This is a genomic window from Nonomuraea purpurea, assembly GCF_042650645.1.
GTDB classification, from domain to species: domain Bacteria; phylum Actinomycetota; class Actinomycetes; order Streptosporangiales; family Streptosporangiaceae; genus Nonomuraea; species Nonomuraea purpurea.
On sequence record NZ_JBHSBI010000010.1, the window covers coordinates 1 to 23,347 of the forward strand.

The following is a 23,347-nucleotide window of genomic DNA, read 5'->3' on the forward strand; positions in this document are numbered from 1 at the left end:
AGCCCGTTGCCTGGAGACGGGCACGGCGGGTTCGGGAGGCGGCCCGAGGAAACCCACCGATGGCAACATCGGCAGGGCGTCTCGGGCCGACCTCACGCCACCTGTGCCGTGCGGACTATCCCGCCCGCCTGGGTCGCGCAGGTCCGCCCAGGTGGGACGATCACCGCGCCGATGCTCGGCTGGATCGGAGGAGCCGCGTTCGCCCACCTCGAGGTGGCTGAGGACGGCACCGCGAGCGGACGGTTTCGCGCCGACACCGTGTTCTTCATGCCGGCTAGGCCGCACGCTGCGCCGCCGCTGGAGTCCATGACTCTGGGCGTCGGCGATGTGAGTCACACGAAGCTCGATCCGGAGCTGCTGCGAGACTACACGGCCCTGTTCGTGGCCCAGCTCGCCGTCCCCCACACGAAACATGCCTGGGCCAACGGCGACATCTTGGCCCTTCACGATGTGGAGAGCGGCTCGGGCGCCGACGTCAGACCTGCCGAGGACGGTGGCTGGCTGGTGCATCAGCACGGTCCGCTTCGTCTTTGGGACGCGGTCGAAGAGGTTCTGACGGTGTGGAGCGATGCCAGGAGGCCGGACCCGTCGGCGTTCACCCTTACGGTTACGCCGGACCGGCAGTGGATATCGTTTGGCGGCCCGGAGTGGCTGAGCTGGGATCTTCCCGCCTAGCAGCACCACCCGTCGTCTGGTCGCACCGGCGGCACGACGCACTGGGGTGGTCACGCGTGCGTGCGAGAGCCCCGGTCCTGCTTCCCCGCAGGGCCGGGGTTCTCTTGTGGGACAGGGCAATCGATCCCAAGAACTTCATACCCAAATGTCCGCCTTATATACATTTGCCCGTTTTGCGTACGGCGTTGGCGAATTGGGTTGGGCACGGCTCGTTTCGAGGGAGCTCGCGAGCTGGGCATGTGGGGTTCTTGGAAGGGAACAGAAGCCCCGACCAGGGCGGGACATTCCTGTCACAAGCGGATGCTTGTATACCCGTATGGATCCCGAGACAGTACTGTCCGACCTGCGTGAGTTCTGCGCCGAACGCCTTTGGGTCGAACTCGCTGCCGACTGCATCGATCTTGCCCGGCCCGGTTTTGTCCTCACCCCCGCCGAACCCGGGAAGGAAGCCGGGCACAGCCGCTTCGGTGGCCGGGCGCTGCTTGAACCTGGCACGCCGTGGCCGACATGCGAGGGCTTTCCGCTGAGCCTGCTCGCCGTCCTTGACACTGACGCTCTGTCCCCCTGGCTCGGTGATCTCCTGCCCGCGGGGACAGGCCTGCTCAACTTCTTCTACCTCGACAGCGAATCCGAGCAATCAGACGACGACGCCTGCGACCTGGCGATGAAGTACCACAGCTATGACCCGCACGTGGGCAGAGTGATCGCAGCCCGGTCGGCGGATGCCGTGGAGACGCCCCCACCCACCCGGTCAAGTGTCTTCGCGCCGGTCACGTGGTCGGCATCGCCAGGAGTGTCGTTCCCCGACGCCCACGACTCGGTCTGGGAAACCCTCGACCTGAACCCTGAGGCCCACGATATGGACCTCTACGACGTCGCGGACCAGCTTGCCAAATGGCCAGGGTCGTCAGGCGCCTTTTACGCCCGGGACATCGCCTTCGGCTGGCCGCTCCTCCCGTCAGGAGCTCCCCTGGCGCTGCCCCAGTACGAAGTCCCGATCTACCACCACCTGCTTCAACTGTCCGGACATGGGCCGTACGAATGGGGCATCGAGGGCGACGGCGGCTGGATGCACTGGTCGATCCCCACTAAAGCACTGAAGGCCGGCGACTTCGGCCAGGCGATCCCGGCTCCGGACATTTGGTGATCAGCGGGCACCCTCACGAGCAGGCTGCCCGCGAGTCGAGAACGCCTCGGCGAACTCCTCATCTGCGAACAGCGCGTCACCGGAGCAGGCGACACGTTCGCCCGGCCAAGCACCGCACTGATGAGCGCCACGAACGCCGCAGTCTGCTGCTCCGTCACCGTCCACGAGACGCTGAAGATCGCCCATGTACGGGAACCCGATTAGCTGTCGACGATCACCCCTCCTATCGCGGTGCGGCCGGCCGGGGTGGCGACGAGTTCGACCGTGATGGTGTCGCGCAAGTGCGCTCCGAGGACGTCGGCCGCGGCGTCGGTGACGGTTCGCACGAGCTTGGCCACGAGGTCGCCGCTGTCGGGGCGGGTGAACGCCGCCTCGCGGATGCCGAACATGATCGTGGGTGGGGCCTCGTCGACCGGCTTGCCGCGCAGGCCCCACCGTCCGGCGGGGACGCCGTCGAGGTGGATGACCGCGACGTCGCGCGCCCACGCGCCGTACACGTCGACCACCGCGTCGGTCAACGCGGGGCCGGTGCTTCACGCGTAGCGCTGGAATTCCCACGGGTCGTGCGAGCTGAAGATCTCGACCTCGTCGCCGTGCTCGCGGTGCAGCGCGCGGAGCCGTCGCAGGCTGTCGAGCCGCACGTCGCGGTCGACCTGCACGCTTTCCTGGACGAAGTCGAATTCGGGGTGTGACGTGGGAGGGTCTGCCGTGATCTCACCGTGGTAGAAGTACGCGTCTCCCGCGTGCAGCAGCCAGCGGTCGCCGAGTCGGACGGCCACTCCGCTGTGTCCGGGGGTGTGCCCGGGAAGCGGGATCAGCAGGATGTCGTCCGGCAGCCCTTCCAGCCTGGCGGCCTCCATCCCGAACCATGGGACGCGCCCCTGGGACGGCGCCCAGCGCGGGCCGTGCGCACGGTGTGCCTCCATGAAACGGTCGAGGCTGTCGCGGTGGTGTTCGGCGTCCGGGTCGGTGACGGCCCGGTACTCCGCCTCGTGCACGTGGACCGTGGCGTGCGGGAAGTCGGGAAGACCTCCGGTGTGGTCGCGATGCAGGTGAGTGAGCACGATGTGCCGGACGTTCGCGGGCGCGAATCCGAGCCGTGCCACCTGTCGTATGGCGGTCTCTTCCGGGTCCAGCACCGGTTCGGCGAAGGCCAGGAAATCAGCTTCAAGCGATTCGCGCGGACGCTCGATGTCGGTCAGCCCGAATCCGGTCTCGACGAGGACGAGTTCGTCCGTGTCGGTCTCGATCAGCAGGCAGTGACAGACGGCACGTTCGGGAGACGACGAACCCTCGATCGGCGTGATTGTTCGCAGTGACCCGCAGTTGAGATGATGCACACGCATGGCGCCCCCCTGATCTTGGACTGAACACTCAAGGACGTTAGGAGACGCGTTCGTGGCTCACCAAACGGTTGGTCATGCCGGGCTGCCGGGCGTGTGCACGGGCCCGGACGCCGCCCCCAGCCCAGACTGCCCCGTTGAGGCCGCTCTTACCGTGCTGCGCGGGCGCTGGATGCCGCTGGTGCTCCTGCAGTTCCTGCGCGACGGCGAGCTCGGCTTCTCCGAACTCGCCGTCGCCCTGCCTGGCCTGTCGGACAAGGTGCTGTCAGAACGCCTGGCACAGCTCACCGACGCGGGCGTACTCGTCCGCCACCGCACCCCCGGCTGGCCACCGAGGGTGAAATACGTGCTGACCGACCGAGGACGGACGCTCGCCCCGGTGCTGGAGGCGCTGTGGTTGTGGGGCGCTGGGCATGACGGCCCTGAAGACCACATCGTCGAGCAGGCTGGCTGATGACGTGCGTTGGTGTGATTTTGGCGACTTCGACTGAACCGCCACGTGGCGTGCATCGCCTTGCTGGCAGGGGATCGAGACGCCTCAAGAGTCTTGTTGAGTCACCCCAACCTCACGGGAATGTCCTCATTTAGGTGACAAATTAGTTGCGATCCCGCCAGAATGCGGAGCCACCAGCGTCTACCGCAACTGGAGGAAGCCCAATGCGTAGACCCCTTGGGGCATTCGCCGGACTCGTGAGCCTGGCGGCTCTCTGCACGCCCATCACTGGGGCAGAGGCCACCGCGGCACCGGCGAAGACGACATCGCAGGCCGACTGCCGGGTGAGCGTGACCAAGCCACGCCTCACCGGCAAACTAAAAATCACCTCTTCTGCGGCCCGCGAGGGCTGTTCCGACTCCGCGCTCATGCGGATCCGTATCAACCGCGCCGTCCCTGGCGAGGACAAGGTCGTCAAGAGCGGCGCCACCGAAGACGGCAAGCTCACCCTGACCCTGCCGTGCGCACCCGGCACCTACTACGCCACCGCCACCGACTACCGGGGGCACACCGCCAGGTCCAAGCCGGTCAAGCTGACCTGCAAGCCCGGGGCCGCGTCGTCGGTCGGCACGACTTTGGAGAACGAGGTCGTCAAGCTCACCAACGCCGAGCGGGCCAAGGGCGGCTGCCGGCCGCTCACGCACGACCCGAAGGTCCGCGCCGCCGCCTTCGCCCACTCCTCCGAGATGGCGAGGACGGGGAACATGGACCACACCTCAGCGGACGGCCGCCAGATGCAGGACCGCCTCAAGGGCGTCGGCAGGGTGTCGGCCATGGCGGAGAACATCGCCGAGGGCCAGCGCTCCGCCGCCGAGGTCATGGGGAGCTGGATGAACAGCCCAGGCCACCGGCGCAACATCATGAACTGCGACTACACCCACATCGGGGTCGGCGCGGTCAAGAGTTCGGGCGGCCGGATCTTCTGGACGCAGGACTTCATCGCCCGCTGACCAAGTCAACAGGTCAGACCCAGCCACGGCGGATCGCTTCGACGCCGGCGTGGAAGCGGCTCTTGGCGTTCAGCGCGACCAGCACGGCCTGCACGCGGCGCCGAACCGTGCGCGTGGTGATGTCGAGCTGACGGGCGATGGCCTCGTCCTTCAGCCCGGCGGCCAGCAGGGTCAGCACCTCACGCTCGGGTTCGTCCAGGGTGCCGGGCCGGGCCTTCATGGGCACGGCCCGGCTCCAGCAGGTGTCGAAGAGCATGAGCAGGCCGTCGAGGAGCGGCGAGGGCCTGATGAGCAGCGCCCTGTCGTTCTGCGACTCGCGGTCCATCGTGATGACGCAGAGTCTGCGGTCGGCGATCGCGCCGCGAAAGGGCACGTCGGGGTGGAGCCTGGCCTGCAGGCCGCGGAGCTCGGCGAACTCCGCGATCAGCTCCGTGGGCAGGTCCCGCGGATCGCACAGCACGTGGAAGCGCACTCCGCGGTCCAGCGCGGCGTACTCCTTGGGCGCGTTCGCTCCGACGACGTACGGCGCGTGGTCCCACATCAGCACCTCCTGCCGCGCCTCCTGCAACAGTTGGTGGTAGCGGTTGCCGATGTCCTCCCAGCTGTCCAGGCTCTCCAGCACGCCCTCCGCGCCGTCGTCCTCCCGCGACCGGTGGAACCGTTCCCGCAGGTCGGGCAGGACGCCACGGATCCGGTGCAGTTCGTCCTCACGCCGGCGCACGAGCTCGTGCAGCGCGTGCGCGGGGTCGGCGGCCGCCCACACGTGGGCCCCGCCGGACAGGGCCAGACTGTTGGCCTTGAGCACCAGCCCCCGCGCCCGCAGCCAGGCGAGCAGGCCGGACACCTCCTCCTCGGTCCTGCCGGTCTCGGCGACCAGGTCGGCCGTCGTGGTGGTGGGCCGCTCCAGCATGGACAGGTAGATCGCCTCGGCTCCCTCGGGCATGCCGAGTCCGGACAGTGCACGGGACACATAGCGATCTTTCCTATTGCGGACACAGTCCACAAGGGGACGGATCTTACTCATTGTCCTAAACCGGTCCCGAAGCGAGCCTTTTGTGCATCGAGCCTGATACGGTCCCCCACCCCTCGAGGACACGATGCGCAAACTGATCTCTGTCGCGACGGTGGCCACCGCCACCGCGGCCTTGCTGGCGGTGAGCACGCCGAGCCACGCCGAGCCGGTGCCGGCCCAGCCGAGCCAACCGGCGACCCACCGCCTGACGTTGCTGACCGGCGACGTCATCACGGTCCAGACCTTCGCCGACGGCCGGCGCGGCGTCGCCGCCGACCCGTCCGGGCCGTCACGCGGCGGCGTGTCGGTGTACCGCTGGGAAGGCGACCTGTACGCCGTCCCGCTGGCCGCCCAGGAGGAGCTCAACCTCGGCGCGATCGACGAGGCCGTCTTCAACGTGGACGAGCTGATCCGCAGCGGGTACGACGACGCGGCCACGACCTCGATCCCCATCGTGCTCGACAACCACGGCAAGGGCGACACCCCCGCCGCGCCCGAGAAGGCCCGCGCCCGCCACGCGCTCGAAAGCATCGACGCGCTGGCCGTCACCGTGCGGAAGGCGGACACGCGAAGCTTCTGGAAGAGCCACGACACCCCCGCAGAACGCCGCTCCGCCGGCATCGGCAAGATCTGGCTGGACCGCAAGGTCAGCGTCGACCTGGCCCAGTCGGTGCCGCAGATCGGCGCCCCGGCCGCGTGGTCGGCCGGCTTCGACGGCAAGGGCGTGAAGGTCGCCGTGCTGGACACCGGCGTCGACGACTCCCACCCCGACCTGGCCGGTCGCATCACCGCCGAGCGCAACTTCACCACGGCCGCCGACGCCAAGGACCACTTCGGCCACGGCACCCACGTCGCGGCGACGATCGGCGGCAGCGGCACGGGCAACGGCGCCAAGGGGGTCGCCCCCGGCGCCGAGCTGATCAGCGGCAAGGTGCTCGACGACACCGGCTCCGGCCAGATGTCCGGCATCATCGACGGGATGGAGTGGGCGGTCGACAGCGGCGCGGCCGTGGTCAACATGAGCCTCGGCACCGACGTCCCGGACGACGGAAAGGGGCCGCTCAGCCTCGCGGTCGACACCCTCACCGAGCGCACCGGGGCGCTGTTCGTCGTGGCCGCCGGCAACGCGGGACGGCCGGCGATCGGCAGCCCCGCCTCGGCCGGCGAGGCGCTCACCGTGGGCGCGGTCGACCGGGCAGAGGCGCTCGCGCCGTTCTCCACCAGGGGGCCGAGGAGCGGCGACTTCGCCGTGAAGCCGGAGCTGTCGGCTCCCGGCGTCGACATCGTCGCCGCCCGCGCCGCGGGCACCGGCATGGGCACGCCGGTCGACGAGCGCTACACCAAGGCGAGTGGCACGTCGATGGCCACCCCGCACGTCGCGGGCGCGGTCGCCCTCCTCAAGCAGCAGCACCCGGACTGGACGGCGCGGCAGCTCAAATCGACGCTGGTCACCACCGCGACGGCGGGCGGCTACCAGGTCGCCCAGGGCGGCGTGGGCCGGGTGGACGTGGCCCGCGCCGTCGCCCAGCAGGCGTACGGCACTCCGGCGTCGCTGAACCTGGGCGCGATCAGGTTCGCCGAGACCTACCAGCCGGTCACGCGCGAGATCACGATCCACAACGACGCCGGCCAGGCCAGAACGTTCGCGCTCGAAGCCGCCTGGGTGAACGCCGCGGGCGCCGCCATGCCGCGGGACGCGGTGGCCTTCGGCAGCCCGTCGGTCACCGTGCCCGCCAAGAGCACGGCGACGTTCACCGTCAGCCTCGACCCCAACGGGCTGACCAGGGACACCTTCTACAGCGGCAGGATCACGGCCACGGCCCAGGACGCCGTGCTCCGCTTCCCGTTCTCCTTCCAGATGGAACCGCTGATGTACGACGTGGCAGTGACCGGGGTCGGCCGGGACGGCGTCGCCGCCGGCGGCCCGAGCCAGGTGATCCTCTTCTCCGAGACGCAGGGCACCACGCTGACCTACCGGGTGAGCTTCAGCGACGGTGTCGCGCGGGCACGGGTGCGACCGGGCACCTACACGATGCAGAGCGTGATCTACACCCCCGACGCGGCCAGGAACTGGATCGACGACGTCACCGCGGCCTACCGGCCCTCGATCGTGGCCGACCGCGACGTGGCGATCACGCTCGACGCGCGGCAGGCCCGCGAGATCACCGTGAACACCGGCAGGCCGGTCGAGCGGATGGGCGGCGCGCTGGCCTACTACCGGACCTGGCAGCAGAACGGCCGCGGCCTGTCGTGGGACTGGACCACGCTCATCTCCCCCGACGTGAAGCGCTGGTTCGCCTTCCCCGCGCCCGCCGCCGCCAACGGCACACAAGAGATCGCGATCCAGTCCACGCTGACGGCGCCGCCGCTGACCGCGAGCATCGAAGGCAGAAAGCCGCTCCGGCTCAACCCGACCCGCCTGGACGGCGCCAAGCCCTTCGAGGGCCGTCGCACGCTGGAGGTCTTCAGCGCGGGCACCGGCGTCGACTACCCCGCCAGGCGGGCCCGCGGCAAGCTGGTGCTGGTCAAGCACTCCTCCGACGTCCCGATCGCCAAGGTCGTCGACACGGCGGCGGCCAAGGGCGCGGCGGCCGTCGCCGTCATGAACGCGGTGCCCGGCAGGCTCGTCGCCGCCGCGGGCTCCACGGCCGTCCCCGCCTTCGCGCTCACCGGCGAGGAGGGCGTACACCTGGCCGCCCGCGACGGGGCCGAGGTCGCCCTGTTCGGGGTGCCCTACAGCCCCTACCAGTACGACCTGGTCAACTCCTTCACGGGCACGATCCCGGAGGGCGACCTCACGTTCACCGCCGACGCCGGCAACACCGCGAAGATCACCGCCAACCACTACGCGCACGCCCAGCCCACCGGCAAGCTGCTGCAGGCCGGCAAGCGCTCCTGGGCCTACATCTACGCCTCGACGCAGACCCCGATCCGGTTCGGCGGGTCCCACGAGGAGTGGGTCAGCGCCGACCCGAACACCAGGTACCAGACCGGCGTGGCCTTCGACGGCTCGGGATATGCGATGTTCGAGCGGTCCTGGCACTCCTTCACTCCCGGCGCCCAGCTCACGACCGAGTGGTTCAAGCAGGTCAGCTCGCCCAGGGACTACGGCATCACGCAGTCGTACTCCTCGGCGCGCGGGGACTACCTGTCGCTGGGGGCGCAGTTGTGGCCCGACATCGACCCGACGCACCTGTCGCTGGGGGACTACACCGACAAGACCACGCTCGTGCTGTACCAGGGGGAGACCGAGGTCGGCCGCTGGCCGTACTCGTCCGTGAGCCCCGGCATCAGCGCCGATCCCGCCTCCTACCGCGCGGTCCTGACCGCCGAGCGGACCGTGCCCGGGTGGGCGTTCTCCCCGCGCTCCACGACGACGTGGACGTTCGCCACCACCGGCAGGAAGACGAGCCTGACGCGGATCTCGATGCCGCAGATCTCCTACGACGTCGGCGTCGGCCTGGACAACCGGGTCAAAGCGGGGCGCCGGCTGGTCTTCACCGTCCGCGCCGCCGACAGCACCCAGGCCGGCACGTGGCTCTCGTTCGACGACGGCCGCTCCTGGAAGTCGGTGCGGCTCGCGCCGACCGGCACGGCCGGCGTCTTCACGGTGACCGTGGACCTGCCCAAGGCGCCGGGTTATGTCAGCTTGCGAACCCAGGCCGCCGACGCCGCGGGCCACCAGGTCGACCAGACGGTCGAGCGAGCCTTCGGCCTGAAGTAACACCTGGGACGGGCGCCCATCCGCGCGCGAAGGACAGCGGGCGGATGGGCGTACGGCACGCCGAGAGGCCGAGCCCGTACGACGGCGGGAGATCAGCCCATGTCTTCGAGTTTGCGGCCCTTGGTCTCCCTGATCCACTTGGTGACGAAGACGAACGACAGCAGCGCGAACAGCGCGTACATGGCGTACGTGACCGGCAGGTTCCACGCCGCCAGGGCCGGGAACGTGACGGTGACCAGCCAGTTGGCGATCCACTGAGCCGCGGCGGCGAGGCCGATTGCGGCGGCGCGGATGCGGTTCGGGAACATCTCGCCCAGCAGCACCCAGACCACCACGCCCCACGACAGCGCGAAGAACAGCACGAACAGGTTGGCCGCGATGAGCGCGATCGCGCCCTGCGGCTGCGGCAGCGTGACCGCGCCTGCGGCCGGCACGGCCGCGCTGAACGCCCACGCCGCCGCCGCCAGTGAGATCGTCATCCCGGCCGAGCCGATCAGCAGCAGCGGCCTGCGCCCGATCCTGTCGACCAGCGAGATCGCGACGAACGTGCCGACGATGTTGATGATCGAGCTGGAGAAGCTGATCAGCAGGGAGTCGCTCTGGTTGATGCCCACCGACTGCCACAACACGGTCGAGTAGTAGAAGATCACGTTGATGCCGACGAACTGCTGGAACGCCGACAGGGCGATGCCGATCCAGACGATCGGCAGCAGCCCGGACACCGGGCCGCGCAGGTCCTTCAGCCCCGGCACGCGCTCGGTGCGCAGCACCCGCTGGATCTCGGCGATGCGGCTGTCGAGGTCCACGTCCTCGCCCTCGACCTCGGCCAGCACCTCCCGCGCCCGCCTGGTGCGCCCCGCCATGATCAGGTAGCGCGGCGACTCGGGGATGGTCAGGGCGAACCGCAGGTACAGCAGGGCAGGCACGAGGCAGGCGCCCAGCATCCACTGCCAGGCCTCCAGCACCCACAAGTGATCGTTCACCTCACCGCCCGCCAGACGCGCGATCAGGTAGTTGACGAGCTGCGAGACCGCGATGCCGAGCACGATGGCCAACTGCTGGAACGAGCCCAGCCGCCCCCGGTAGGCCGGCGGCGCGACCTCGGCGATGTAGGCGGGCACGAGCACCGACGCCATCCCGATCGCGAACCCGGCGATCACCCGCCAGAACGCCAGGTCCCAGATCGCGAACGGCAACATCTGCCCGATCGAGCTGACGGCGAACAGCAACGCCGCCACCTGCATCGACCTCGTGCGCCCCCACCGGTCGGCCAGCCCGCCGCCCGCCCACGCCCCCGCGGCGGACCCGAGCAGCGCGATCGCGACCACGACCCCGGTCGTGACCGGCCCGACGTCGAAGTAGCGCTGGATCCCGATGACGGCGCCGTTGATGACCGCGCTGTCGTACCCGAACAGGAACCCGCCGATGGCCGCCGCCGCCGTGATGAACACGACGTGTCCCAGATGCTCCTGGTGGGCGTGCTGACTGGCCATGCGGGTCCTTCCCGAGGATCGGGAACTACCCGTGAGCCGGGCCTCTATTCACAGGCGCGGGTCGACCGGCTCCGACTCCAGCGCCAGCACCGCGAAGACCGGTTCGTGCACCCGCCAGCCCGCCTCGCCGTCCGCCAGCCGCGACAGCGCCTCCAGGCCGAGCGCGTACTCGCGCAGCGCCATCGAGCGCTTCTTGCCCAGGAAGCGCCGGCGCAGCACGTCGAGCGACTCGCTGTAGTCGGGGCCGTAGATGATCCGCAGGTACTCACGCCCGCGCACCTTGACCCCCGGCTGCACCCGCCCCGGCGCGTAGACGGCCGGTTTGACGACCATGCCCTCGCCGCCCGCCGCCGTCATCGACTCCCACCAGGCGGTGGCCGCCTGCCTCGACTCGGGCGAGTCGAGGTCGACGAAGACGTGCTCGGTCCTGGTGATCAGCGGCGAGTCGAGCAGCGCCAGCGTGTCCAGGTGCCAGGCGTGCGGCTCCAGCGCCGTGGCACGCCCCTCGCAGGCCAGGATCTGGAACGGCGCCAGCCGGATTCCATCCAGACCGTCGACCGGCCAGCAGTAGCGCGCGTAGGCGTCGCGGAACAGGGCAGCGTTACCGGCGCGGCGCCGGGTGCGGTCCAGCAGATCGCTCACACCCAGCCCGCGCCCGGCCGCCGCCTCGAGGGCCGTGACCGCCTCGGGGAGCGCGGCGCGCGCCGCCGCCCCGACCGAGGCGTACTGCGTTCTGATCAGCTCGCCGGCCTTCGCCGACCAGGGCAGCAGTTCGCAGTCGAGCGCCACCCAGTCGGAGCCGAGCGCGGCCCACAGCGGCTCGCACGCCTCGCGCAGCCGCTCCACCAGCGGCGCCGTGTCGGCGAAGAACGGCCGCCCGGTACGCGTGAACACGGCCCCCGCGGAGCCGTCGCCCACCCCGAACCTGGCCGCGGCCACCTCGGGCGTCCTGGCCAGCACGGCCACGGCCCGCGAGCCCATGTGCTTCTCCTCGCACACGACCTCGCGCACCCCGGCGGCGGCGAACTCCTCGAACGCCTCGTGCGGGTGCTCCAGGTAGCCGTCGAGCCGGGACGTCTCCGGCGGGGCCATCGTCGGCGGCAGGTACACCAGCCAGTGCGGATCGACCGCGAACCGGCTCATGACCTCCAGGGCCGCGGCCGCGTTCTCCTCCATGACCTTGACCCTGGAGCCGAACCTGGTCTCGACGTACCGGGTGCCGATCACGTCGGTGATGTCCAGCATGCCGGGGTCGCGGGCGGGGCCGTCGAGCGGCTTGGCCGGCTCGTACCACACCTTCTCCGCCGGAACCTGGACGATCTGCCGCTCCGGGTAGCGCAGCGCGGTCAGGTGGCCGCCGAACACGCACCCGGTGTCGAGACAGATCGTGTTGTTGACCCACTCGGGGCGGATCGTCGGCGTGTGGCCGTAGACGACCATGGCCCGGCCCCGGTAGTCGTCGGCCCACGGGTAGCGGACCGGCAGGCCGTACTCGTCGGTCTCGCCGGTCGTGTCGCCGTACAGGGCGAAGGAACGCACCCGGCCTGACGCGCGGCCGTGGTAGGCCTCCTTGAGCCCGGCGTGCGCGACGACCAGCCGGCCCCCGTCGAGCCGGTAGTGGCTGATCAGGCCGTACATGAACTGGGTGGCCCGCTCCACGAACTCGGGCGGCTGCGCGGCGAACTGGTCGAGCGACTCCTGCAGCCCGTGCGCGACCTTGACGTTGCGGCCCTTGAGCGCGCGCACCAGCTTCTGCTCGTGGTTGCCCATCACGCAGATCGCGGTGCCGGCCTCGACCATGTCCATCACCAGACGCAGGACGCCCGGCGTGTCGGGGCCGCGATCCACCAGGTCGCCGACGAACACCGCCGTGCGGCCCTCCGGGTGGGCGAGCCCCTGCCAGCCCAGCTCGCGCAGCAGCGTCTCCAGCTCCGCGCGGCAGCCGTGGACGTCGCCGATGATGTCGAACGGGCCGGTCAGGTCCGTCTTGTCGGTCCACGCCTTCTCGTAGGTGATCGCGGCGGCGTCGATCTCGTCGAGGCCGCGCAGCACGTGGACCCGCCTGAACCCGTCTTTGGAGATCTTGCCGAGCGAACGGCGCAGGTCCTTGCGCTGGCGGATCACCACCCCGGGGCCGAAGTCGCGGTCGGGACGGCCGGCGTTGCGCTCGATGGCCACCTCCTCCGGCACGTCCAGCACGATCGCGTCGGCCAGCACGTCGTATTTCTTGGCCAGCTCGATCAGGCTCCGGCGGGCGGCGTACTGCACGTTGGTGGCGTCCACGACGGTGAGCAGGCCCCTGGCCAGGCGCACGCCGACGATGTGGTGCAGCAGGTCGAAGGCCGCGGGGGTGGCCGACTGGTCGTTCTCGTCGTCGGAGACCAGGCCGCGGCAGAAGTCGGAGGAGATGACCTGCGTGGGCTTGAAGTGCCTGGCCGCGAACGTCGACTTCCCGCTGCCCGACACGCCGACGAGCACGACGAGGGACAGCTCAGGAACGCTGATCACGGGTGAACACTCCCATCTGGGTCGGGGGGCCGACCTCGGGGTCGATGTCGCCGACGGGCTCGAAGGCGACCTGGTAGCCGTAACGGGCGGCCACCTGGGCGGCCCACTCGGCGAACTCGGCGCGGGTCCACTCGAAGCGGTGGTCGGGGTGGCGCAGGCCGGTCAGGAACTCGTAACGGACGTTGTGCTCGACGTTTGGGGTGGTGACGAGCACGTGCCGGGGTTTGGCCTGGCCGAACACGACGTGTTCGAGCGAGGCCAGGCGGGGCGGGTCGACGTGCTCGACCACCTCCATGAGGACGGCGGCGTCGTAGTCGTCCAGCCGCCTGTCGGTGTAGGTGAGCGCGCCCTGGAACAGCGTGAGCCGGGCGCGCTTGCCGTCGGGCATGCGGTCGAGGCGCAGCTTGCGGGCGGCGATGGTCAGCGCCATCGGCGAGACGTCCATGCCGCCGACCCTGACGAACCTGGGCCTGGACAGCAGCGCGCCGACCAGCTCGCCCTGGCCGCAGCCGAGGTCGATGACGCTGGCCGCGCCGAGCTCTTCGAGCTTGGCGAGCACGGCTTCGCGGCGGCGGGTGTTGAGCGGCCTGGGCTTGGCGCCCTGCTCGGGCGCGCCTGCGGACCCGACCTCCTGGGAGGCGTCGCCGCCGGCTTCCGCCTCGGGCGCTGCCGCCTCGTCGGCGGCGCTCTCCTCGGGCTGGAGCTCCTCGGCCACCGCGGGCTCCAGCTGCTCCTCGACCTCGTCGCCCAGCTCCGCCAGCCTGGCCAGCGCCGTGCGGGTCAGGGCCCAGCGCCGTCCCATGTAGCGCCGGGTGATCAGCGCGCGTTCCGGGTGGCCGTACAGCCAGCCCTCGCCCGCCCTGATCAGCTTGTCGACCTCGTCGGGCGCGATCCAGTAGTGCTTGCCGTCGTCCAGGACGGGCAGCAGCACGTACAGGTGGTTGAGCGCGTCGGCCAGGCGTACGGTCCCGGTCAGGGTGAGCCGGACGTAGCGGGAGTCACCCCATTCGGGGAAGCCCTCGTCGAGCGGCACCGCCCGCGCGTCCACCGTCCACCCGAGCGGCTCGAACAGCCGCCGCGCCAGATCGGGCCCGCCACGGCAGGGCAAGGCGGGAAGCAGCAACTCCAGCGGCAGCGCGGTGCCCGGCAGCTCCGGCCTGGCCTTGCAGCGGCCCGCCCGCGCGGTGCGGAACACGTCGCCCAGCGCCACGGCCAGCAGCGACGAGGCCGCGTAGGGGCGGTCGTTGACGTACTGCGACAGACTGAAGTCGGGCGAATTCCTGCCACGCGACCTGACCAGCGCGATCGGATCGACCTCCAGCATGAGCGCCGCCGTGCAGCGCTCATCGCCCGCCTCCGGATAGAACACCGTGGCGGTGCCGAAGGACTGGCTGAACTCCTGCACGCGCTCGGGATGCTTGTGCAGGAGAAAGCCAAGGTCGGTGGCGGGCCTCGCGGTGGTCGTGATCATCAGCAGCACGCCCCAAGTCTGCCGTAACACCGCAAAACGCCGCCATAGGGTTTACCCCACGTGCGGAAGGACCTCGGCGGCGATCAGTTCCAGGTGTTCGAGGTCGGACAGATCCATGATCTGCAGGTAGACCCGGTCGACCCCGAGCTCGGCGAACTTCCTGATCTTCTCGACCACCTCGGCGGGGGTTCCGGCCAGACCGTTCTCACGCAGGGTGTCGGGCACCTGCTCGGCGGCGGCCGCGCGCCGCTCGATCTCCGCCTGGTCGCGTCCCACGACGGTGGTCTGCGCCACGGAGTAGGCCAGGGTGCGCCCGGTCTCCTCGCAGGCCGCGCGCACCGTCGCCAGCGCCGTCTCGGTGTCGGCGAGCGTGCGGAACGGCACGTTGTACTCATCGGCGTACCTCGCCGCCAGCCGGGGGGTCCGCTTGGCGCCGACGCCGCCGATGATGAACGGTGGCCTGGGCCGCTGCACCGGCTTGGGCAGCGCGGGCGAGTCGACGAGCCGGTAGTAGCGGCCGTCGAAGGAGTACCCCTTCTCCGCCGTCCACAAGCCGGTGATGATCTCGAGCTGCTCCTCGAACCGTCCGAACCGCTCGTTCAACGGCGGGAACGGGATGCCGTACGCGGAATGCTCGGTGTCGAACCACCCGGTGCCGAAACCGAGCTCGACCCGCCCACCGCTCATCTGGTCGACCGTGGCGACGCTGATGGCCAGCGGCCCGGGCAGCCGGAACGTGGCCGGCGTCACCAGCGTGCCGAGCCGGATCCTGGAGGTCTCCCTGGCCAGGCCCGCCAGGGTGATCCACGCGTCGGTCGAGCCGGGCCCCGGGTCGCCCGCGCCGATGCGCTGGTAGTGATCAGACCTGAAGAAAGCATCGAAACCCAGGCGCTCGGCGGCCTGGGCGACGGTGAGCAGGTCGTCATATGTCGAGCCCTGCTGGGGCTCGGTGAAGATCCGCAGCTTCATGCCCACATTATCCGCACACTTCGGACGCGAACCGGAAAAGGCCCACGCTGTTCCGCGTCGGCTTGCTAACGTTCACCTACGAACGCCGTACGTAGCCGACCGAACACATGGGGTGGCCGATGTCGCGGCACAAGAGGGAGCCCGGCCTGCTCCCGCGCCCGATCGCGATCCTTGGCGCGCTCGCGCTCATCGCCGGCACCGTCGGCGCGGTCCGCCTGCTTCCCGCAGGCGCCGCGCCGGCTCGCAAACCACCGCCGGCGGCCCCGAACTACTCCCTCGCCGCCTCGTCCCCGGCGACCCCGCCGATCGCCGCGTTCGTGGCCTTCGTCGACACCGCCCGCGAGCCCGACTTCAACCTGCCCGTCGAGTCGCGCCGCACCGGCGTCCTGCACTACGCGCTGGGCCACCTGGTGGCGGGCGACGACGGGTGCGCACCCAAATGGGCACCCCCGCTCGATACCGAACAACACCAGACGAGCCCGCTCGATCCCGGCAAGAACCCGGTGGCCAACAGGATCGGCCGGCTCAGGGCGCTGGGCGGCGACGCCGCGCCCGTTTTCGGCGGCCCCGGCGGCCGGGAGCTGGCCGTCACCTGCACGAGGCCGGGCGGCCTGGCCGCCGCCTACCGCAGGGTGGTCGGGGCGTTCGACGCCACGGCCATCGACTTCGAGGTCCGCGACAGCGCCGACAGGGCCGCGGTGCTGCGCAGGGCCAGGGCCATCCAGTCCATGCAGAGCGAGCGGCGGCTGCGGGTGAGCTTCACGCTGCGCCTCAGGCCGGACGGGCTGAGCGACGGGGACGTCGCGATGTTGCGCGCCACCCGCCAGGCCGGTGCGGAGGTCGCCACGGTCAACCTGCTGGCGCCGGTCGAGCCGCGTACCGCGCCCGAGGGCCGCCTGCGCAGGATCGCGGAGGCCGTGCTGACGGCCAGAGACCAGGTCGCGCGGGCCCAGGCCGTCACGGACCCGGGCCAGGCGTGGCGGCGCATCGCGCTGACCCCCGTGCTGACCGGCGAGTCCGACCTGAGCGAACTCGACGCCCACAAGCTGGCCGACTACGCCGCCGGCCACGGGCTGGCCTGGTTGTCACTGCGTGGAGTCATCCCGAAGCCGGACGTATCCCGAATTCTTCGGAGTATCCCTCCCTGACTATAGGATTCTTGACATCGCGGGCAGCGGAGGGGAGGCGCGGTGGCGGCACGTCCTGAGCACGCGCGCAGGCTCCTGCTCTTCTGGATGGACGTCGTCATCGGCTTCCTGTGCCTGATGTTCCTGCTGGTCGTGTTCGTGCACGCCGTCAACGAAAGGATCTCCCCCCTCAGCGCCGCGCTCACCATCGTGTGCCTGGCCGGGGTCTGCGGGCTGTTCCCCTTCCTGATGCGGGACGCCTACGACGTCCCCCGCAAACCCACACCGAAGCTGTTCCTCGCGGGGCTGCTCGCGGCGGGCGCGATAGCTCTCCTGCCGGACCGGCCGCTGACGGGGACGACCACCTGGATGGAGGTCGGCATCCTGTGGCTGGCCGTGGCCGCGCTCTACCTGCCGCTGGCCGCCACCATCTGCCTCGGGACGGCCGTGGTCGGCCTGGTCGCCGCCTATGCCGGCCTCGTCACCGAGCAGCCGTGGCAGGGCGTGCTGCTCACGCAGGTACCCAGCGCCGTCGTGGTGACCGGCGGCATGCTGGTGTGGCGCTGGGTCTGGTGGTCGATCAGGGACGCGCACGACGGCAAAGAGGCCAAGGCCACGCTCGCCGTCTCGGAGGAGCGGCTGCGCTTCGCCCGCGACCTGCACGACCTGCTCGGGCACAGCCTGTCGGTGATCACGCTCAAGAGCGAACTGGCCGCCAAGCTGGCGAGCAAGGACCCGGAGCGCGCGGCGTCCGAGATGGCCCAGGCGCGCCGGCTCATCGCCGACGCGCTGAGCGAGGTGCAGCAGGCGGTGCACGGATACCGGGCGCTAGACCTGGACGAGGAGCTCTCCGGGGTGCGCGCGACGCTGGAGGCGGCCGGCACCCGCTGCGTCATCGACGCCAGGGCCGGCGGGCTGTCGCCTGCCGCCAGAGTGCTGCTGGCGTGGGCGGTGCGCGAGGGGGCGACGAACGTGCTCAAGCACAGCAGAGCCACCCACTGTGCGATCACGATCGACGGCGGTGTGCTGGAGATGCGTAACGACGGCCTGGACGGGCAGCCGTCCGGCCACGGCAACGGCCTGCGCGGCCTGTCGGAGCGGCTGGTGGCGGCGGGCGGCTCCTTCTCGGCCGGGCGGACGACGACGGACGAGTTCCTGCTGCGCGCGGCGGTGCCCGCGTGAGGCGGCGCGCGACGAAGCTGGACAAGATCCGCTGGCTGATCGTCTACGGCAACGACTGCATGCAGTTGCTGTCGCTCTTCGCCTACTACGATCTCTATATCCGCTGGCAGGCGGGGGTGCCGCTGCCGTTCATCGTGGTCGGCGTCGTCCTGATGCTGGTCTTCAACGTGCTCATGACCCGGCCGGTCAGGGTCGCCATCAGGGGCGGCAGGCGGCCCACGGCGATCCTGTCGGTGACAGGGGCGATCACACTGCTGCTGAGCGCCTTCGTGGTCTGGTGGGTCATACCGACGTGGCTGGGCATGCTGGTTCCCTTCGTGCGCAGAAGGACCGTCGTCATCGTCTCCGTCGCGTCCGTCGTGGCCGTCAACCTGTTCGTGACGGTGATCGTCGGCCTCAACCTGGGGGTGCTGCTGATACAGACCCTGTTCACCACGATCGCCGTGGGCACCACGATGGCCAACCTCAAGCTCTGGTCGATGGCCAAGGAAGCGCACGAAGGGCAGGAGACCCTGGCCATGCTGGCGGTCTCGGAGGAGCGGCTGCGCTTCGCCGGCGACCTCAACGACCTGCTCGGCCAGAGCCTCACCGACGCCGGGGCCAGGATCGCCCACGCCGAACGCGTCCTGCGCACCGACCCCGCGCGGGCCGCGGCCGAGATGTTCGAGGTGCGCGACCTGACCAGGCGGTCGCTGCGCGAGGTGCGCTCCGTCGTCCAGAACTACCGGGCCATCGACCTGGACGAAGTGCTCGCCAGCGTGCGGGCCGTGCTGGAGGCGGCGGACGTCCGCTGCACCGTGCGGGCCGAGACGGGCTCGCTGACGCCGGAAACCCGCACGCTGCTGGCCACCGTCGTGCGCGAGGGCGCCACCAACGTGCTCAAACACAGCAGAGCGGAACGCTGCACGATCACGATCGAGAACGGGGTGCTGGAGATGTCCAACGACGGGGTGAGCGGGACGCCGGGCGAACACGCCCCCAACGGCCTGGCGGGCCTGGCCCAGCGGGTCCGCGCGGCGGGCGGCACCCTGGAGGGCCGTCCGACGGACGAGGGCCGCTACCTGCTGCGCGCGGCGGTGCCCGCATGACCGAGCTTGCCGAGGTCATCAGCGAACAAGGAATCATGGGGCCGACGAAGGAGGCCGCATGACCACGCGCGTGCTGCTCGCCGACGACGAGCACCTGATCCGCGGCGCCATCGCGGCCCTGCTCGACCTGGAAGAAGGCATCGAGGTCATCGCCCAGGTCGGGCGGGGCGACGAGGTCGTGGCGGCGGTGGCCGAGCACCGCCCCGACGTGGCCGTGCTCGACATCGAGATGCCCGGCATGGACGGGCTGAGCGCGGCCGAGCAGATCAGCTCCCAATGCAAGATCGTCATCCTGACGAGCCTCGGCCGTCCCGGCTACCTGCGCAGGGCCATGGCGGCGGGGGTCAGCGGCTTCCTGGGCAAGGACGCCTCGGCGGAGGAACTGGCGATGGCGATCCGCAAGGTCCAGAGCGGCGGCCGCTACCTCGACGCGGAACTGGCGGCGGCCGCGATGGCGGCCGGCGACAGTCCCCTGACCGAACGCGAACGCGACGCCCTACGGCTGGCCGGCGACGGGGCCACGATCGCGCGGATCGCCGCCGAACTGCACCTGACCGAGGGCACGGTCCGCAACTACCTGTCGAGCGCGATGACCAAGCTCAACGCCCAGAACCGCTTGGAGGCCATCAGAACCGCCCAGCGCATGGGCTGGCTCTGAACCAGGTCGAAAGCTTTCGCTGCTGAACGCTATGCGGCGCCCGCGCTGTATTGCAGCGGGCATCACCGACAGGGGGCAAGGCGGCTTTTCGAGTTTCGCGTCCCAGCGGCGCCCCGCGACCAACGGTGCGTGTCTATCGAGAGGCGAGTTCGGGCCAGCCGTGCAGGCCGATGCCCACACTTTCGAGGTAGAGGCCGATCCCGGCGGCCGTGTAGGGGACGGTGTTGTCCGGCAACTGCTTGGGCGGCGCCCAGCGCAGCTCGGCGCACTTGGCGGGCTCGGCGTTGAACACCTCGCCGTCCCAGGAGTCGGCGGCGAAGAACACGCCCAACCGTGGCTTACCCTCCGGTGACAGGTGGTGTACAACGGTGGCGGGCCGCAAGGAGGCCGGGTCCAGGTGGATGCCGACCTCCTCTCGAGCCTCGCGGATCGCGCAGTCCACCACCGTCTCACCCTCTTCGAGATGACCGGAGGGCAGGCAGTACCAGCCGTCTCGGTATCCCGTGCCGTCTCGCAGGCACAGCAGGATGTCGCCGCCGCGCTCGAGGATCACATGGACATCGACGACCACCTGGTACCGCTGCGCCATGCCAATCACCTCTGTGAGCTACTCCGCTTGGTTGCGTGACAGTAGCGCACTGGCGTGGCAGGTGATGGCCTGGACGGCGGCTTGCGGTGAAAACTCCCCGCTGTCCAGTTTGAATGTTGGGAAGCCGTCCTCGGCGAGTACGCTGGCCAGCTCGTCGTACAGGCGCACCTCAGGACCGCTGGAGCCGTCGTGCTCGAATCGGGAGTGCGTGCCGCGCTCGCGTAACCTGGCGTCGAGCAGGTGCGGGGCGGCGGTGAGGAGCACCGCCAGGTCCGGGCGCCGGGCGGGTGCGTTGAGGCGGCGGACGTATTCCAGCGGCACGCCATCGAGTACCTGCAAGACGTAGGAGGAAGGCACGTACCGGTCGCACAGCACGAGTCGGCCACGAGCCAACGCGGGCTGGATCTCTTCCGCCAGGTGATGGAAGCGGTCGGCGGCAACCAGGCATGCCAGCGACAGTCCGTGGAAATCGCTGGTCCGCTCGCGGGCGGCGCGGCCGAGCGGTCCGTCTGAAGGCTCGCGGGTGAGATGCACATGGTGGCCTGCCGTCTCCAGGGCAGTACCGAGAAGCGGCAGGAGAGTCGACTTGCCTGTGCCACCTGGCCCGTCGACGGTGATGAACAGGCCAGACATCAGGGGCTCCTGGTGGCGTGATGGCGCGCGTGCTGTTCACGGGCGAGCTCGGCCAGGTGCTGATGGATCTCGTCCTCGGTGGCCTCTCCGAACTGGATGCCGGAGGAGAAGTTGAACTCGTCGCGTCCGCGCAGGGCTGCGTCCTCGGCTCCGAGGTCGACGGGGGTGTAGTTGAGCAGCTGCTCAGCGGTGTAGCGGTCGTCGGCCATGAGTCGTCCCCATTCTGGTGTGCCCGGGTAGGGGCGGAACTGGAAAACGGACGCCCGGAACGTTCCAGAATGGCGGTCGGTTACCTCCCACAGCTGCCGGACGAGGTTGACCGTCTGCTGTAGTTCGGCGCGGCTCTCGCCGGGGAAACCGAGGATGAAGTACCCCTTCACGCCGATGCCGCGGTGTGCGAGCCGCTCGACGACCGATAGCACCATGTCTGGGGTGATGCGTTTGTCGATGTAGGACAACATCCGCTCGCTGCCCGACTCGATGCCGAGCGCGACCTCGCGCAACCCGCATGCGGCGAGCTGGTCGAGCTGGTCATCACGACGTCGGTCGAGCACGTTGATCCGTCCGGTGGCGTCCCATACCGCCCATCTCCCGATGTCGGCCTGCTCGAAGGCATACATCATCCGGTCAATGATGCGGCCGGCGCCGAGGAACAGGTCGTCTACGAACCGGAACGCCCTCACCGCGTGCCGGTCCTTGAGCTGCTGCATCTCGCTGATGATGTTGAGCGGGTCGCGTACGCGGATCGTCACGTCCGGATTTGCGGAAACGGCCGCGCCGCAGAACGAGCAGTCGTACGGGCAGCCGCGGGCGCCCACCATGTTGGCTTCTATCCGGCCGTCGTCGGCGACGTAAGGGTCCTGGGCAAGGTAGCTGCGGTCGACGAACGGGAGTGCGTTGATGTCGGGCGCCAAGTGGTGGCTGGTGTTGGCCCGGCCGCCGGTGACGGGCTGGCGGAGGATCGGGTCCAACCACATGACGGCGGGCAGGTCGGCCCGGGATCGGTGGTCGGCGAGGAGCTCGACGACACGGGTCTCGGCTTCGCCCAGGATGAGGGCGTCGCAGCGGGTCATGCGCGGGTCGGTGAGGATTCGCTGGGGCATGGCTTTGGCGTGGTGGCCGCCGGCCATGATGCGGATGTCCGGGTCGAGTGCGGCCACGATGGTGGCGGTGAGTTCGTAGGTGGGGGCCAGAAGGTTGAACCCTGCCCAGCGGGGGTGAGCCTGGTTGATGAGGGCGATGGTCTCGTCCACCGGGAGACCGGCGGCCTCGGCGTCCAGGACGCCGACGCGGTAGCCGCGGGTGGCGGCGTAGGTGGCGATGTAGGCCATCCCGAGGACGGGCAGCGTGTAGTCGTTGACGCGGGGGCGGATTCGGTAGTCGCGCAGCGGCGCGTTTACGAGGAGCAGGTCGAGCTGCCCGCCGGGGTCAGTGCACGGGCCTTCCTGGATGAACGTGGTGTTGATGGACATGATGGTCTCCCCAAGAGAGGGTGAGAGCGGTCAGGGTGGACAGGTGCGGCCCGGCCAGCTCGCGCCAGCGGGCGGCGAAGGCGAGCTCGTCGTGAGGCCACGCTGATGCCGGGTCGGCACGGCGGGCCCAGGTGCGTACGGCCAGATCGTCGTATGGGTAGAGCGAGAAGTCGCCTGTGTGATCGGCGACCGCGGCACCGGCAGTCCACGGACCGATCCGGGGTACCGACTGCAGTGCCTTGACCAGCGCGTCGGCAGGCATGGCGGCCCACTCGTCACGGTGGCGTAGGTATGCATCGGCGGCGGCCTGGAGAGGGCGGTGCTTGAACGCCATCCCGAGATCCGCGAACTCCTGATCCGTCATGGCGAGGATCTGCTCCGCTGTTGGAGGCAGATATGCCTGATCGACCGGTTGCCCGCGAGCGTCGAGCAGGGCTCGGTACAGGGTGCGGGCTTGGGCGGCGCGGATGACCTGGCGGATGATGGCCGTGGCCAGCGCGTCCCACAGATCGGCGTTGGTCACTCGGCGAATGGGGTTGAGCCCCTGCAGGGAGTGGGCCAAGCCTGCGGGCAGGGGAAGTTCCGCCAGCGTGGCGGGGTCGTAGATTTCCAGACGTGGGGCTGCTCCCTCGCCGTGGAGCAGGATCGGGTCGTATGTGGTGGTGGCCTTGATCAGCCATATCGCCGTCGGGGTGCGCATGGCACGTGTGGGCTGAGGATGCAGGTTCCAGCTCGGATGGTCGAGCATCCAGCTCATGGGCGTCGATCTCCAATGTGTGCGGCCTTGGGCTCAAGTGCAGAGTGTGACAGGGC

At 70.0% G+C, this 23,347-nt stretch carries 20 protein-coding genes; 9 read left to right on the top strand and 11 right to left on the bottom strand.

Features of this window, described 5'->3' with window-relative positions; genetic code table 11:
• Positions 1-171: 171 nt before the first annotated feature.
• Complete coding sequence (locus ACFOY2_RS20395) at positions 172-675, top strand: hypothetical protein (protein WP_379529637.1); 504 nt, start codon at positions 172-174, stop codon at positions 673-675.
• A 316-nt stretch (positions 676-991) separates the two neighbouring features.
• Positions 992-1,822, top strand: a complete 831-nt coding sequence (locus tag ACFOY2_RS20400) for a DUF1963 domain-containing protein (RefSeq protein ID WP_379529638.1) — start codon at positions 992-994, stop codon at positions 1,820-1,822.
• Between the two features lie 200 nt (positions 1,823-2,022).
• Here ACFOY2_RS20400 and ACFOY2_RS20405 read toward each other — a convergent pair whose 3' ends face one another.
• A complete protein-coding gene (locus ACFOY2_RS20405; protein ID WP_379529639.1) occupies positions 2,023-2,340 on the bottom strand; it encodes a hypothetical protein in 318 nt (105 codons plus the stop codon).
• Positions 2,341-2,355: 15 nt separating this feature from the next.
• Positions 2,356-3,168 carry an MBL fold metallo-hydrolase gene (locus tag ACFOY2_RS20410; protein WP_379529640.1) on the bottom strand — a complete coding sequence of 271 codons (813 nt, stop codon included), beginning with the start codon at positions 3,166-3,168 and terminating at the stop codon, positions 2,356-2,358.
• 52 nt (positions 3,169-3,220) lie between these two features.
• On the opposite strand from ACFOY2_RS20410, the gene ACFOY2_RS20415 reads away from it, so the two are divergent.
• Positions 3,221-3,619: a winged helix-turn-helix transcriptional regulator gene (locus ACFOY2_RS20415; RefSeq protein ID WP_379529641.1), complete on the top strand. Its 399-nt coding sequence runs from the start codon at positions 3,221-3,223 to the stop codon at positions 3,617-3,619.
• 329 nt (positions 3,620-3,948) lie between these two features.
• Positions 3,949-4,608 carry a CAP domain-containing protein gene (locus tag ACFOY2_RS20420; protein WP_379529642.1) on the top strand — a complete coding sequence of 220 codons (660 nt, stop codon included), beginning with the start codon at positions 3,949-3,951 and terminating at the stop codon, positions 4,606-4,608.
• Between the two features lie 13 nt (positions 4,609-4,621).
• Here the strand turns inward: ACFOY2_RS20420 and ACFOY2_RS20425 are convergent, their stop codons facing one another.
• Positions 4,622-5,578, bottom strand: a complete 957-nt coding sequence (locus ACFOY2_RS20425) for a helix-turn-helix transcriptional regulator (protein WP_379529643.1) — start codon at positions 5,576-5,578, stop codon at positions 4,622-4,624.
• Positions 5,579-5,705: 127 nt separating this feature from the next.
• On the opposite strand from ACFOY2_RS20425, the gene ACFOY2_RS20430 reads away from it, so the two are divergent.
• Positions 5,706-9,344: a S8 family peptidase gene (locus tag ACFOY2_RS20430; protein ID WP_379529644.1), complete on the top strand. Its 3,639-nt coding sequence runs from the start codon at positions 5,706-5,708 to the stop codon at positions 9,342-9,344.
• 92 nt (positions 9,345-9,436) lie between these two features.
• Here the strand turns inward: ACFOY2_RS20430 and ACFOY2_RS20435 are convergent, their stop codons facing one another.
• Genes ACFOY2_RS20435 through ACFOY2_RS20450 form a run of 4 tightly spaced genes read right to left on the bottom strand, consistent with a single transcriptional unit; the run spans position 9,437 to position 15,785 of the window.
• Positions 9,437-10,837, bottom strand: coding sequence for a sugar porter family MFS transporter (locus ACFOY2_RS20435; protein WP_379529645.1), 1,401 nt, complete (start codon positions 10,835-10,837; stop codon positions 9,437-9,439).
• A gap of 48 nt (positions 10,838-10,885) precedes the next feature.
• Entirely contained in the window at positions 10,886-13,345 is a 2,460-nt protein-coding gene (locus tag ACFOY2_RS20440) for a polynucleotide kinase-phosphatase (RefSeq protein WP_379529646.1), read from the bottom strand.
• The gene (locus tag ACFOY2_RS20445; protein WP_379529647.1) at positions 13,329-14,825 is read right to left on the bottom strand and encodes a 3' terminal RNA ribose 2'-O-methyltransferase Hen1; all 1,497 of its coding nucleotides are present in this window, start codon (positions 14,823-14,825) and stop codon (positions 13,329-13,331) included. The genes ACFOY2_RS20440 and ACFOY2_RS20445 overlap by 17 nt, the downstream gene beginning before the upstream one ends.
• 42 nt (positions 14,826-14,867) lie before the next feature.
• A complete protein-coding gene (locus ACFOY2_RS20450; protein WP_379529648.1) occupies positions 14,868-15,785 on the bottom strand; it encodes an LLM class F420-dependent oxidoreductase in 918 nt (305 codons plus the stop codon).
• A gap of 119 nt (positions 15,786-15,904) precedes the next feature.
• On the opposite strand from ACFOY2_RS20450, the gene ACFOY2_RS20455 reads away from it, so the two are divergent.
• Genes ACFOY2_RS20455 through ACFOY2_RS20470 form a run of 4 tightly spaced genes read left to right on the top strand, consistent with a single transcriptional unit; the run spans position 15,905 to position 19,840 of the window.
• Positions 15,905-16,933: a hypothetical protein gene (locus tag ACFOY2_RS20455; protein WP_379529649.1), complete on the top strand. Its 1,029-nt coding sequence runs from the start codon at positions 15,905-15,907 to the stop codon at positions 16,931-16,933.
• A gap of 42 nt (positions 16,934-16,975) precedes the next feature.
• A complete protein-coding gene (locus ACFOY2_RS20460) occupies positions 16,976-18,094 on the top strand; it encodes a sensor histidine kinase (protein WP_379529650.1) in 1,119 nt (372 codons plus the stop codon).
• Positions 18,091-19,182, top strand: coding sequence for a sensor histidine kinase (locus ACFOY2_RS20465; RefSeq protein ID WP_379529651.1), 1,092 nt, complete (start codon positions 18,091-18,093; stop codon positions 19,180-19,182). The genes ACFOY2_RS20460 and ACFOY2_RS20465 overlap by 4 nt, the downstream gene beginning before the upstream one ends.
• Before the next feature lie 58 nt (positions 19,183-19,240).
• A complete protein-coding gene (locus ACFOY2_RS20470; RefSeq protein WP_357804741.1) occupies positions 19,241-19,840 on the top strand; it encodes a response regulator transcription factor in 600 nt (199 codons plus the stop codon).
• A 133-nt stretch (positions 19,841-19,973) separates the two neighbouring features.
• Here ACFOY2_RS20470 and ACFOY2_RS20475 read toward each other — a convergent pair whose 3' ends face one another.
• From ACFOY2_RS20475 to ACFOY2_RS20490, 4 genes are read right to left on the bottom strand one after another with little or no spacing between them, the layout of a single operon-like run.
• Positions 19,974-20,429 carry an NUDIX hydrolase gene (locus ACFOY2_RS20475; RefSeq protein WP_379529652.1) on the bottom strand — a complete coding sequence of 152 codons (456 nt, stop codon included), beginning with the start codon at positions 20,427-20,429 and terminating at the stop codon, positions 19,974-19,976.
• 18 nt (positions 20,430-20,447) lie between these two features.
• Positions 20,448-21,062, bottom strand: coding sequence for a dTMP kinase (gene tmk, locus ACFOY2_RS20480; RefSeq protein WP_379529653.1), 615 nt, complete (start codon positions 21,060-21,062; stop codon positions 20,448-20,450).
• Complete coding sequence (locus ACFOY2_RS20485; protein WP_379529654.1) at positions 21,062-22,534, bottom strand: B12-binding domain-containing radical SAM protein; 1,473 nt, start codon at positions 22,532-22,534, stop codon at positions 21,062-21,064. Before ACFOY2_RS20485 ends, tmk begins: the two co-directional genes overlap by 1 nt.
• On the bottom strand, positions 22,491-23,291 hold the full coding sequence (locus ACFOY2_RS20490) for a hypothetical protein (protein WP_379529655.1): 801 nt from the start codon (positions 23,289-23,291) through the stop codon (positions 22,491-22,493). Before ACFOY2_RS20490 ends, ACFOY2_RS20485 begins: the two co-directional genes overlap by 44 nt.
• Positions 23,292-23,347: the final 56 nt, after the last annotated feature.